Below are 12063 nucleotides of genomic sequence, written 5' to 3'. Positions count from 1 at the left end.
CGCCGGATCGACGCGGCCTTCTCGTACTTGCGGGACATCAGCGACAGATACGAAGTCACCACCAGGCCGGCGACATCCCGGTAGACCAGGCTGGGCAGGCTGATATGGCCGGCCACGGTGTTCGGGACGATGGCAATGCCTTCGCCCAGCGAGACCAGGGTCAGCACGGCCACCAGCCCGCCGGGCTGCGGCCCGAGCCGGGGCACGAAGCCGCCCTGCTCCGCGGTGGACAGCGTGCCCGACACCTGCTCGGGAAGAATGAAGGTTTCCGCCCTGAGATGCGAGGGCTGGATCTCGGGCAGGCCGCACAGCCATGAATCGCCGTGCAGCGCGACGATAAAGCCCTCCGGCGCCAGCGGCAGCGCCTCCACGCCCTCGGGCAGGCTCATCGGCGAACGGATATAGGCGATGTCGACGTGGCCGTCCCTGACCTGCTCCGGCAGGCTGCCCATGGGCTCCTCGCGCACCAGCAGCTGCACGTCGGGGCAGGCCGCACGGAATGCCGCGACCTGGCGCTGGAGCACGCCCGAGTACGCCGCCGAAGCGACATAGCCCACATGGACCTTGCCGGTCTCGCCGCGGGCCTCGCGCTGCGCGCGCAATTGCGCGGCTTCGAACTGCGCGACCACCGCTTGCGCCTCCTCCAGCAGCACCTCGCCGGCCGGCGTCAGCGCGACCGAGCGCTGGTTGCGCTCCAGCAGGCGAATGCCGAGGCCCGCCTCCATCTCCTGGATCTGGCGGGTGAGCGTGGGCGTGGAAATGCCCAGCCGGGCCGCCGCACGGGTGAAATGCAGATCCTGGGCTACCGCGATGAAGTAGCGGAAATGGCGCAGTTCCATCGGTTTATCGTCCTGTCCTTTCGATTCTTCGACTTTGTTAGCTACGAAGCAACAAAATAGCATAGCCTGCGCAACAAGCCAGCGCCCCGCCAGCCTTATCCTACGCCGCATCGAGCAACAGGAAGTCGCCACATGCGGTACAAGATGGACACACGCCAGGGGCCCGCCGGCTCCTGCGCATCAAGCTTTATTTCAGTTCAGGCAATATCGTCGGGACAGCCCCGGCGCAGCGCGCAGCGGGGGCAGCCATGAGCGGCATGAACTCACGCGCAGCCCTGCTCACCGCGTCGGGCGCGTGCGCCCTGATCGTCCTCGACACCAATATCGTGGCCGTCACCCTGCCCCGCATCGCCAGCGACCTGCATGCCACCTTCTCCGATATCGAATGGGTGGTGAGCGCCTATATGCTGACCTTTGCCGGCGGCCTGCTGCCCGCCGGCAGCCTGGCCGACAAATTCGGCCGCAAGCGGATGCTGCTGGCCGGCCTGGCCATCTTCATGCTGGCCTCGCTGGGTTGCGGCCTCGCCGGCACGAGCCTGCAGCTGAACCTGGCGCGCGCGGCGAAGGGCGTGGGCGCGGCCATGCTGCTGACCTCGGCCCTGGCCACCATCGCGCATGCCTTTCACGATGAACGGGAACGCGCCCGTGCGTGGGCCTTCTGGGGAGCCTGCATGGGCATGGCCATGCTGGTCGCGCCGGGCCTGGGCGGCGTGATCAGCCAGACCCTGGGCTGGCGGTGGGTATTCCTGCTGAACCTGCCGGTCGGCGCGCTGCTTGGCGCCATGGTGCTGCGGCATATCCGGGAGTCGCGGGACGCGGGCGCGGCGCGCATCGATGCGTGGGGCGGCCTGTGCTTTTGCGGCAGCCTGTTCCTGATGATCTGGGCCTTGATCGAGGCAAACCGCATCGGCTGGAGCGATACCCGCACGCTGATGCGCCTGGCCGGCGGCATGGCGCTGTTCGCGCTGTTCATCGGCGCCGAGCGCGTGCAGCGCCGCCCCATGGTCGATCTCGCCCTGTTTCGCAATCCGCGCCTGATCGGCGCCCTGCTGGGCATGGCGGCCTATGCCGGCTGCGCCCAGGTGATGATGACGCTGATCCCGCTCTACCTGCAGACCGGCCTCGGCTTCTCGGCCATCGCCTCCGGGGCCGCCATGCTGCCATTTGCGCTGACCATGCTGGTCTTTCCCCGCATCGGCGTGCGCATGTCGGACCGGCTGGATCCCCCCTCCATGCTGGTGCTGGGACTGGTGCTGGTCGGGCTGGGCAACCTGCTGAGCGCGTGGGCGGCCGCCACCATGGCCTACCTCCCCTTCGCGCTGGCCATTGCCGTCACCGGCAGCGGCGCGGGCCTGCTCAACGGCGACACGCAAAAGAACATCATGGCCTGCATCCCGCGCGAACGGTCAGGCATGGCCTCGGGCATCAGCACCACCACGCGCTTCAGCGCGATCGTGCTGTCGTTCGGGCTGCTCGGGGGGCTGCTCGCCTACCGCACCCAGGCGTTGTTCGACGCGGCGCTACGCGAGCATGCCGGCGTATCCGGCGGCATATCCGATGCAGTGTCCGCCACGGTTTCCGGACTCGCGCCCGCGATGGCCAGCCGCATCGTCCCCCGGGTGGTCGCCGGCGACCTGTCCGGCGCGCTGGCCGGCCTGGCCGCGCCCCTGCGCGGCACGCTGGAGCCGCTTGCGCGCAACGCCTTCGCGGGCGGCTTCATCTGGATCCTGTGCGTGGCCGCAGCGGTGGCGCTGCTGAGCGCCGTCTTCGTCCACCTGCTGATGAGAGACGCGCCGGCGCGGCAGCCAGTGGGAACGGATGCGCCGTTAGCCCGCTGACGCCGCTTGCCCTTGAGCGCCGCCAGGTTTCATTGTCGATGCATCGCCCGCCGCAACGCCGCCTGTGCCAGCAGCCGCGTGGAATCCAGCGTAGGCAGCGGCGAGTTCGCGTCGTTGACGATCAGGGGAATCTCGGTGCAGCCGAGCACGACGGCGTCGCAGCCCTGCGCCTTCATCCGTCCGATCACCTGCTGAAAACAAGCGAGCGCCTGCGCCGTGGCGATGCCGCCGACCAGTTCGTCCATGATGATGCGATTGATTTCATCGCGCCCGGCGTTGTCCGGCCGCACATAGCGGAGCCCGCGCGCGGCGAGTTTCTCCGGGTAGACCTCGCTGTCGACAAGCCAGCGCGTGCCGGTCAGCCCGAGGCAGGTGAAACCGCGCTCCACCGCGCTAGCGGCAACTACCTCGGCAATATGCAGCCACGGCAGCGGCGAACGCGGCACCACATACGGTAACGCCTGGTGGATGGTGTTGTCGGGGCAGATCAGGAAGTCCGCGCCCATGCCGGCAAGCTTGCCGGCGGAGGTGAGCATCAACTCCCCTACACCCTGCCAGTCGCCGCGGTCCAGGCATTCGACGTATCCGGCAAGCGACGGCGTGTGCATCGATATCTCGGGATGCGCGTGCGGCCCGAGCAGGCGGGCGCCTTCCATGCAGATGGTGCGATAGCAAAGCGCCGCGCCTTCCGCGGAGCAGGCAACGATACCGATGTGCTGGGTCATGACGGACGGCTCCATGCAATACACCGAAGACGGCTGCCGTGCGCAGCAGCGTCGGGTAGCCGCCGCCGCACGCCGGAAGGAAGGAGAAAAGTTGGCGCTGGCTCAGCCGGCAACGCGCGGCTTGACGCGCCCCGCCGCATCCTTGGCACGCACGCGGGCGGTTTCCACGTCGGCGTCGTACGCCAGCGCCACGCCCATGCGGCGCTTGGCAAAGCTCTCCGGCTTGCCGAACAGGCGCAGTTCGGTCTGCGGTACGCGCAGCGCCTGGTCCACGCCATCGAACACCACGCCCTCGGCATCGACCCCGCCGTAGATCACGGCGCTGGCACCCGGGCTCTTGAGCGCTGTGCTGACCGGCAGGCCGAGAATGGCGCGGGCATGCAGCTCGAACTCGTTCTGCCACTGGGTGATCATGGTCACCATGCCGGTGTCGTGAGGACGAGGGCTGACTTCGCTGAACCAGACCTGCTCGCCCTTGACGAACAGTTCGACCCCGAAAAGGCCCTGGCCGCCGAGGTTGGTGGTGACGGCCTGCGCGATCTCCTGGGCGGTCCGCAGCGCGGCCGGATGCATGGGGTGCGGCTGCCAGCTTTCCACGTAGTCGCCGCTGACCTGCACGTGGCCGATCGGCTCGCAGAACTGCGTTTCCACCTGTCCGCCGGCACCGATCGCACGCACGGTCAGCAACGTGATTTCATAGTCGAAGTCGATAAAGCCTTCCACGATCACCCGCCCGTGGCTGACGCGGCCGCCGGCCATGGCATGGTCCCACGCCGCCTTCACGCCTTCGGGCCCGTCGATCTTGCTCTGGCCCTTGCCGGAGCTGCTCATCACCGGCTTGACCACGCACGGGTAGCCAATACCGCCGTCGATGGCAGCCTGCAGCTCATCCAGCGAATCGCAGAACTTGTAGGGGCTGGTCGGCACGCCCAGCGTCTCCGCTGCCAGGCGGCGGATGCCTTCGCGATCCATCGTCAGGCGCGCGGCGCGCGCGGTGGGGATGACGCGCACCACGCCGCCGGCTTCCAGCGCTTCCAGCATGGGCGTGGCGATAGCCTCGATCTCCGGCACCACCAGGTCCGGCTGCTCGGCTTCGATCAGCGCCTTGAGCTGCTCCGGATCGCTCATGGCGATGGTGCGGGCATGGTGGGCAACCTGCTGGCCGGGGGCGTTTTCGTAGCGGTCCACCGCAATCGTTTCAACGCCGAGCCGCTGCAGCGCGATCAGGACTTCCTTGCCGAGTTCGCCGGAGCCCAGCAGCATGACTTTGGTCGCGGAAGGCGAAAGAGGGGTGCCGATAGTGGTCATGTGAAATCAGGGCCTGAAAATCAAGTGAAAACAGGGATTGTACGTGGACGGGAAGGGAGCGCCCAGGCAGCACGGGACGCGGGCCCGGGACGCCTGGGCGCTGCTGCCGGCGGCAACGCGCCAGGCAGCCTCAGCGCAGCAGCTTGCGGATGTCCTGCTGCCAGGACGGCTCGCCGCAGCCGGATGGGTTTTCGGGCCCGAGCAGCGTCACGTAGCCTCTGCCCTTCATGCAGGCTTCGTAGGCCCGCACCTTGGCGCACCGGCCGGCGCCGGCCTTTTGCGACATGGACTTGCATTGCGCGATCGAGCGGTCCATCGGCCCGAAGTCGAGGGCGTCGGGATTCGATGCCGACACGGTATCGGCGCCGCCGGCCGAGAACTCGAGCGGCCCGGTGCACCCGGCCAGGAGTACCGCGGCCGCGAACAGGACATGCTTACCGGCCATACCTGCCAATCACACTCTGCGCGCCGAGTGCATGTCCCTTTAGCGCCGCCATCAGCGCCTCCCTGGTCAGCCCCGGCGGCAGCGCGGAGGGTGCGATATCCGTTGCGACCACGGTCAGGGTGTAGTGATGAGGTACATCGCCAACCGGTGGACAGGGACCGTGATAGGCCATTCCGCCCCTGACATTCTTGCCGAGGGTAACGCCGTGGCCATCGGTCTGGCCCTCGCCCTGCCTGAGCTGCCCGCGCTCGGCGGCGATGTTGTATGCAACCCAGTGCGAAACGCCCAGTCCCATCGCGCCATCGGGATCCGACAGCAGCACGGCCACCGATCTGGTGCCGGCGGGAAGATTCGTCCACGACACCTGCGGCGACACGCCCTTGCCCCCGCAATCGGAAGCATCGTTGCCATGCAGTACCGGAATCGAAGCGCCATCGGCAAAGGATGCTGACGACACCTGCATACCCGCCGCCTGCGCGGCGCCGAGGCATGCGCAGAGCAATACGCCGGCAAGCGGCGCGCCGATTGTTCCGGTGATTTTCATTATTACTATCCTCCGCCAGGGAAATGAGTGGAATGTATGCGGGCCCCACGAGCGAATGTGCGCGTATACCCTCTGGCATTCCCGATTGCCAGCGCGGGGATTCCGGATTTACCATGGGCTTGATCGTGCCCAAGGCATTTACTGCGTACGAAAGATGTCATTAGATATAGCGTTAAGAATATAACGACTAAAGGAGACATCCATGCAAGATTATCAAAGCCTTGTCTTCGTGTGCGCTATTGTGTTGATCGGCCTTTATGTCTTGCTTGGTACACTTGCCGAATCCCGCGCGATCAAATTCGGCGCCCCCGCCATCGTGACGGTACTGATGGTGGCGTTCTCCGTCTCGCCGTGGCACGTGGTGGGATAAACCGCGGCCAGACGCGCTGCGGGCAGCAGCAGGCGCGGTACTGCCACGACACGTAAGATCGGCGCGCAAGCAGCGCGCGCCGCCATGCAAAGCACCACACATCCGGCACCCGTTGCCATCGCGCCCCGCCTTGCGCGGCCGCCGGTGCTGCACTGCGGCAGGCATACGATCGGTACGCCCGACAGGAAGCCATGATGCGCCGACCCGCCATGCATTGCATTCTCGCCGCCATTGCCGGCCTGCTGGTTTTGCCCGGCGTGGCGCTTGCGCAGGCGGCCCAGGCTATTACTGCCGGCCCCGTGAACCTGCGAGCCGGGCCGGCACCGGATTACCCGGTGGTGGCGCAGTTATCCGCTGGCGTTCCCCTTACGGTAATGGGTTGCATCAGCCAATACACCTGGTGCGATGTTGCACTGCCCAATCTGCGCGGCTGGGTTTACGCCGGGCGGCTCAGCTACCCTTACCAAGGCGGCTATGTCCCGCTCCTGAACTATGGCACCGTGATCGGCCTGCCGATCATTACGTTCTCCATCGGCTCTTATTGGGATAACTATTACCGTGGCCGGCCCTGGTATCGCGACCAGGCACGCTGGGCGCACCATCCGCCATACAGGCCGGGCCCGGGATATCCGTCCGGTCATATGCGTCCACCCGGACCACCGCACGGGAGTGGCGGCCGCCCGCCCGGCTGGCAGCAGGGCCATGGTGGTAACGGTGGTGAACGTGGTGGCGGTGAACGTGGTGGCGGTGGACACGGCGGTAGCCATGGCGGTGGTCACGGTGGTGGTGGTCACGGTGGTGGTCACGGCGGTGGTCACGGCGACCGGCAATAGCGCGCGCGGCGACGTGTCCCGGGGCACGCAGTGGCAAACGGGTTCAGCCAGGCTGAGAAATCCGGCCATTGCCGGTTCCGCCAGCCTGCCTCAGAATTTTGCCAGACGCCGTCCAGGCAGAAGGACGCCCGCCATTCACACAAGAGATCCAGGAGACCACCATGCGCGACTACGCCGATGCCATCGCCGGCTTTTCCTATGAGACAGCGATCGCGGAGCGCTTGAGCGGCAAGCTCGATGCGATCAACGCCTGCGTCGAATGCTGCGACCGCCACGCGCTGCCCGGGCGCATCGCGCTGTTCTGGGAGGGCCGCGACGGCGCCAGCGAGACCTACACCTTCGCGCAGCTGCAAAAGCTTTCGGCCCAGTTCGCCAGCTTCCTGAAATCGCAGGGCATCGGGCCGGGCGACCGGGTGGCGGGCCTGCTGCCGCGCACACCGGAGTTGCTGGCCACCATCCTGGGCACCTGGCGCGCCGGCGCGGTGTACCAGCCGCTGTTTACCGCCTTCGGGCCCAAGGCCATCGAACACCGGCTGCAGGCGTCGGGCGCACGCCTGGTGGTCACCGATGGCGCCAACCGGAGCAAGCTGGACGATGTGGCAGACTGCCCGGATGTGCTGACCGTTGGAGGCGCCAAGGGCCGTGGCATCCGGCGCGGCGACTTCAGTTTCTGGGCGGAGCTGGATCGCCAGGCCAGCGCGTTCGAACCGGTCATGCGCAAGGGCGACGACCCCTTCCTGATGATGTTCACGTCCGGCACCACCGGCCCGGCCAAGCCCTTGTTCGTGCCGCTCAAGGCCGTCGCCGCGTTCGCGGGCTATATGCGCGATGCGGTCGACCTGCGCCCGGAGGATGCTTTCTGGAACCTGGCCGATCCGGGCTGGGCCTATGGCTTGTACTACGCCGTGACCGGGCCGCTGGCACTGGGCCATCCCACCACGTTCTATGACGGCCCGTTCAGCATCGAGAGCACCTGCCGCGTCATCAACAAGTACGGCATCACCAACCTGGCCGGCTCGCCCACCGCTTACCGGCTTCTGATCGCAGCCGGGAAAGACGTGGCGGGCCCCCTGCGCGGCAAGCTGCGCGCGGTCAGCAGCGCCGGCGAGCCGCTCAACCCGGAAGTGATCCGCTGGTTCGCCGATCAGCTCGATGTCACCATCCACGATCACTACGGCCAGACCGAAACGGGCATGGTGCTGTGCAACCATCACGCGCTGCGCCATCCGGTGCACGTCGGCGCGGCCGGCTTTGCCAGCCCGGGCCATCGCGTGGTGGTGGTGGACGACGAAGCCCGCGAACTGCCGGCCGGCCAGCCGGGCACGCTCGCGCTGGACCTGGAGCAATCGCCCATGTGCTGGTTCCCCGGCTATCACGGTACGACGACCAGGGCCTTCGTCGGCAAGTACTACCTGACCGGCGATACCGCCGAGCTGAACCCGGACGGCAGCATCAGCTTCATCGGCCGCGCCGACGACGTGATCACCACCTCGGGCTATCGCGTCGGGCCGTTCGACGTGGAAAGCGCACTGATCGAGCATCCTGCCGTGATCGAGACCGCGGTCATCGGCAAGCCCGATCCGGAGCGCACCGAACTGATCAAGGCCTTCGTGGTGCTCGCCCCGCAATACCAGGCAAGCCCCGAACTGGCCGAAGCGCTGCGATTGCATGTGCGCAATCGCCTGGCGGCGCACGCCTATCCGCGCGAGATCGAATTCGTGGCCGAGCTGCCGAAGACCCCCAGCGGCAAGGTCCAGCGTTTCATCCTGCGCAACCAGGAGGTGGCGAAACTGCGCGAGGCAGGGGTGCCGGCGTTGCCGGGCCGGCCGGCGGCCTGACCGCGCGGTATGGCATCCCAGTGGCGCTGCAAGGCAGCGCTTTTTTTCGTCCCGCTTTCTTCGCCCTGCTCTCTCCCTTCGCTGGAAATCGCGGCAACCGTGCTGCACCTCTCGTCGGCCTGAGCCGGGTTTGTCGCTGGCATCGGGATCATCGTCGACGGCGGCATCAGCGACATCGGCGAGCTGTGGATCCTGGGCTTGCCACGCCGGCCGCCATGCCGTATTCGGCACCCCCTCGCAAGAGGGAATCCAAATGTATTCTTTGCTGCACAGCAACAGCATGGATCGGCTTTTGTCCGGGTTTTTCCCTAGAGGCTATCCAAATAAGGCCCCATAGAATCAGCCCTTGGATGGTGCACTGCGCAATTGCAGGCACCGTTCCCCTTTCGAACCAGACAATCGACCCGGATTACGGCGACGCCACATTTCGTGCATGCCGGCATATGGACGGGCGATTCACAGGAGAACACGCATGTTCGCTTTTTCGTCCGACCAGTTTGCCGAAGCTCAGAAGGCCCACGTCGCCAACCTGTTCGCGCTGACGAATACGGCCTTCGACGGTTTCCAGAAACTGGCCGAACTGAACCTGCAGGCGGCCAGATCGGCGCTTGCCGAAAGCCAGGACAGCATCCAGGCCGCCTTGTCCGGGAATGGCTTGCAGGACGCGATTTCCGTGCCGGGCAAGCTCGCACAGCCGGCTGCGGAGAAAGCACTGGCCTATGCCCGCCAAGTCTACGAGATCGCCTCGAACACGCAGGCCGAACTCTCCAAGACGGTGGAAGCGCAGTACGAACAGCACAACCGCAGCGTGCAGAACTTCGTCGATACCTTCGTGAAGAATGCGCCGGCAGGATCGGAAGCACTGACCGCCCTGCTGCAATCGACGGTGGCTGCCGCCAACAATACCTATGACTCGGTGCAGAAGGCCACCAGGCAGGCTGCCGAAACCGTCAAGTCCAACCTCGAGGCCTCGGCCGCGGTAGCCAATGGCGCGGTTCAGCAGAACGCCCGCCGCGCAGGCACTGCCGCCAAGCAGTAAGAGAGCGACGTAGAAAAAAGAAAGGGCGGCAGAAATCAAAAGCGCCTCTGCGCAGCGCGGCCCCCCGCGCTGCGCAGGAAAACCGCGTAGCGCGTGCGCCGCTACGACACCAGGCAGCCTTAGCGCAGATGCCCGCCGAACAGCCCGAGCAGGCCGATCACGATCAGGTAGAGCGCGACGATGTAGTTCAGCAGCCGGGGCATGACCAGGATCAGGATACCCGCGATCAACGAGATCAGCGGGCTGACGTTCGAGATGGCCACCATGATGGCTCCTTCCTCAACGCAGAGCCGAGCGCCAGGCTGGGCGCAACGGCATGGCAACGCGGCGCGGCTCGCCGGAATCGGGCGTGATCGAGGTGCGCCCCCATCCCTGCTGGCGAAGCCGCCCGCAACAGGCGTGGCGGCCTCGACAAGCCTGTCGCTTGCGCTTACTTGCCTTTCCCCTTCAGCAGGTTCTTCGCCTCTTCGATGTTCTGCTCCGCGCGCTTGGTGATCACCGCCAGCGCCTCGGCTTGCGACTTCTGCGCCATCTCCGCCAGTTCGCGCATATTGTTGAATGCCTGCTGCAAGCCCTGCTGCACGAACTCGCCCTGCTTGGCCATGGCCTCGGCCGGATTGCCGCCCGCGCTCATCTGCGTGGCCGCGGCCTGGATTTCCTGCATGGTCTTGCTGAGGATTTCCGTCTGCTTCTGCACCAGCGCCTGCATGCCCTCGTAGGCGACCTTGTTGGCCTCCGCGATGGCTTCGATATCCTTGCGCCGGGCTTCGATCACGGAGCTCATATCGACGCCGGGAAGCTTGTACTGCTCGAGCAGCTTGCTGAAATCGGTGAACGGATTTGCCGGATTGGCCATGATGCATCTCCTCGCTGGGGGTAGTGAGTCAGGAAACTGAGTCAGGAAACTGAGTCAGGAAACAAGTCCGCGCCAGGCCCGCCCGGGTGGCGTTGTTCGATCGCTGACGCGGTAGCCTAAGTGTAGCGCGTGCCGCACGGCGCAAGGAAAGGAAAGCGGCACCGGCGCCGCGCGAGCGTCCGGGAATGCACTCAGACCTGCCCGGCCTGCTGCGCGGCCTCTTCGAATTCCGCGAACGCCTCTTTCAAAACTCTGAACTGGCCCGGCCAGGGGCCCGCCGATACACTCGCCCGCACACTCGATTTCAATTCAGTCTTGCGGAGAACTCATGCTTCATCAGGCCCTGGCCGGCATCAAGGTGCTGGATTTGTCCCGGATACTGGCCGGCCCCTGGTGCACGCAGAATCTCGCCGACCTCGGCGCTGCCGTCACCAAGGTGGAACGCCCCGGGTTCGGCGACGATACGCGTGGCTGGGGACCGCCCTATCTGCAAGCGGCCGGCAACGAAGACAGCATCGAAGGCGAAGGCAAGGACCGCTTGTCCGCTTACTTCATCTGCTGCAACCGCGGCAAGCAGTCCGTCGCCATCGACTACGCCACGCCAGAGGGCGCCGCGCAAATCCGGCAACTCGCGCTGGAAGCGGACGTGCTGGTGGAGAACTACAAGGTCGGCACGCTGCGCCGCTACGGGCTCGACTACGAAACGCTCAAGGCGCTCAACCCGCGCCTCGTCTACCTGTCGATCACCGGCTTCGGCCAGAGCGGCCCGATGGCCGGCAAGCCCGGCTATGACTACGTGTTCCAGGGCATGGGCGGGCTGATGAGCTACACGGGGCATCCCGATGGCGAGCCGGGCGCCGGCCCGCTGCGCACCGGGGTGGCCGTGGTGGACCTGACCACCGGCATGTACGCCACCTCGGCGGTACTGGCCGCCTTGCTGCGGCGGCATGCCACCGGGCAGGGCGAGTACCTGGACATCGCCCTGCTCGACGTTGCCGTGGCGCTCAACGCCAACCAGGCGGCCAACTACCTGGTGTCAGGCAAGGCGCCCCAACGCAGCGGCAATGCCCATCCCAACTGCGCCCCATACGAAGTGTTCCGCTGCGCGGACGGCTACCTGATCCTGGCCATCGGCAACGATGCGCAGTTCGCCCGCTTTTGCGAAGTGGCCGGGCTTGGCGCGCTGGCGGCCGACCCACGCTATGCCAGCAATTCCGGGCGCATTGCCAATCTTCCGGCGCTGCGCGGGATACTGGCCGATCTCTTCCCCACCCGCGACCGGCAGAGCTGGACGCAGGCCTTCGATGCGGCCGGCGTGCCGTGGGGGCCGATCCATTCGATGGAAGACGTGTTCGCGCATCCGCAGGTCAAGCACCGCCAGCTGGTGCAGGAGGCAGAGCACCCGGTGCTTGGGCGCGTGCCGATGAT

The 12063-nt window shown here is 66.4% G+C and carries 13 protein-coding genes; 6 read left to right on the top strand and 7 right to left on the bottom strand.

What is annotated here, in order from left to right; all coding sequences use genetic code 11:
* The coding region (locus P3W85_RS04980) for a LysR family transcriptional regulator (RefSeq protein WP_276263950.1) at positions 1–839 on the bottom strand (839 nt) is incomplete at its 3' end.
* 257 nt (positions 840–1096) lie between these two features.
* Here P3W85_RS04980 and P3W85_RS04975 point away from each other — a divergent pair.
* A complete protein-coding gene (locus tag P3W85_RS04975; protein WP_276263949.1) occupies positions 1097–2677 on the top strand; it encodes an MFS transporter in 1581 nt (526 codons plus the stop codon).
* Between the two features lie 29 nt (positions 2678–2706).
* Here P3W85_RS04975 and P3W85_RS04970 read toward each other — a convergent pair whose 3' ends face one another.
* The 4 genes from P3W85_RS04970 to P3W85_RS04955 form a co-directional block, all read right to left on the bottom strand.
* Positions 2707–3402, bottom strand: a complete 696-nt coding sequence (locus P3W85_RS04970) for an aspartate/glutamate racemase family protein (RefSeq protein ID WP_276263948.1) — start codon at positions 3400–3402, stop codon at positions 2707–2709.
* A 102-nt stretch (positions 3403–3504) separates the two neighbouring features.
* Positions 3505–4710 (bottom strand): formate-dependent phosphoribosylglycinamide formyltransferase, encoded by a 1206-nt coding sequence (purT, locus tag P3W85_RS04965; RefSeq protein WP_276263947.1) that lies wholly within the window; start codon positions 4708–4710, stop codon positions 3505–3507.
* A 130-nt stretch (positions 4711–4840) separates the two neighbouring features.
* On the bottom strand, positions 4841–5155 hold the full coding sequence (locus P3W85_RS04960) for a hypothetical protein (RefSeq protein ID WP_276263946.1): 315 nt from the start codon (positions 5153–5155) through the stop codon (positions 4841–4843).
* Positions 5145–5699 carry a YbhB/YbcL family Raf kinase inhibitor-like protein gene (locus P3W85_RS04955; RefSeq protein ID WP_017225544.1) on the bottom strand — a complete coding sequence of 185 codons (555 nt, stop codon included), beginning with the start codon at positions 5697–5699 and terminating at the stop codon, positions 5145–5147. The genes P3W85_RS04960 and P3W85_RS04955 overlap by 11 nt, the downstream gene beginning before the upstream one ends.
* Positions 5700–5901: 202 nt before the next feature.
* On the opposite strand from P3W85_RS04955, the gene P3W85_RS04950 reads away from it, so the two are divergent.
* The 4 genes from P3W85_RS04950 to phaP all read left to right on the top strand — a co-directional run bounded on the left by P3W85_RS04950 (position 5902) and on the right by phaP (position 9779).
* On the top strand, positions 5902–6069 hold the full coding sequence (locus tag P3W85_RS04950; protein ID WP_017225545.1) for a hypothetical protein: 168 nt from the start codon (positions 5902–5904) through the stop codon (positions 6067–6069).
* A gap of 191 nt (positions 6070–6260) precedes the next feature.
* The gene (locus P3W85_RS04945) at positions 6261–6902 is read left to right on the top strand and encodes an SH3 domain-containing protein (protein WP_346430239.1); all 642 of its coding nucleotides are present in this window, start codon (positions 6261–6263) and stop codon (positions 6900–6902) included.
* Between the two features lie 161 nt (positions 6903–7063).
* A complete protein-coding gene (locus tag P3W85_RS04940) occupies positions 7064–8740 on the top strand; it encodes an AMP-binding protein (RefSeq protein ID WP_276263945.1) in 1677 nt (558 codons plus the stop codon).
* A gap of 472 nt (positions 8741–9212) precedes the next feature.
* A complete protein-coding gene (phaP, locus tag P3W85_RS04935; RefSeq protein WP_017225548.1) occupies positions 9213–9779 on the top strand; it encodes a TIGR01841 family phasin in 567 nt (188 codons plus the stop codon).
* Between the two features lie 119 nt (positions 9780–9898).
* On the opposite strand, the gene P3W85_RS04930 is transcribed toward phaP, so the two are convergent.
* Both P3W85_RS04930 and P3W85_RS04925 read right to left on the bottom strand, forming a co-directional pair.
* The gene (locus P3W85_RS04930; RefSeq protein ID WP_017225549.1) at positions 9899–10045 is read right to left on the bottom strand and encodes a DUF3096 domain-containing protein; all 147 of its coding nucleotides are present in this window, start codon (positions 10043–10045) and stop codon (positions 9899–9901) included.
* A 164-nt stretch (positions 10046–10209) separates the two neighbouring features.
* Complete coding sequence (locus P3W85_RS04925) at positions 10210–10635, bottom strand: phasin family protein (protein ID WP_017225550.1); 426 nt, start codon at positions 10633–10635, stop codon at positions 10210–10212.
* Between the two features lie 328 nt (positions 10636–10963).
* Between P3W85_RS04925 and P3W85_RS04920 the strand changes: the two genes are divergently transcribed.
* Positions 10964–12063 (top strand): CaiB/BaiF CoA transferase family protein (locus tag P3W85_RS04920; protein ID WP_276263944.1); only part of this gene is annotated, 1100 nt, incomplete at its 3' end.

The organism is Cupriavidus basilensis (genome assembly GCF_029335485.1).
GTDB classification, from domain to species: domain Bacteria; phylum Pseudomonadota; class Gammaproteobacteria; order Burkholderiales; family Burkholderiaceae; genus Cupriavidus; species Cupriavidus basilensis_E.
Note: the sequence above shows the minus strand (reverse complement) of the source record. Positions and strands in the feature narration are given on the sequence as shown.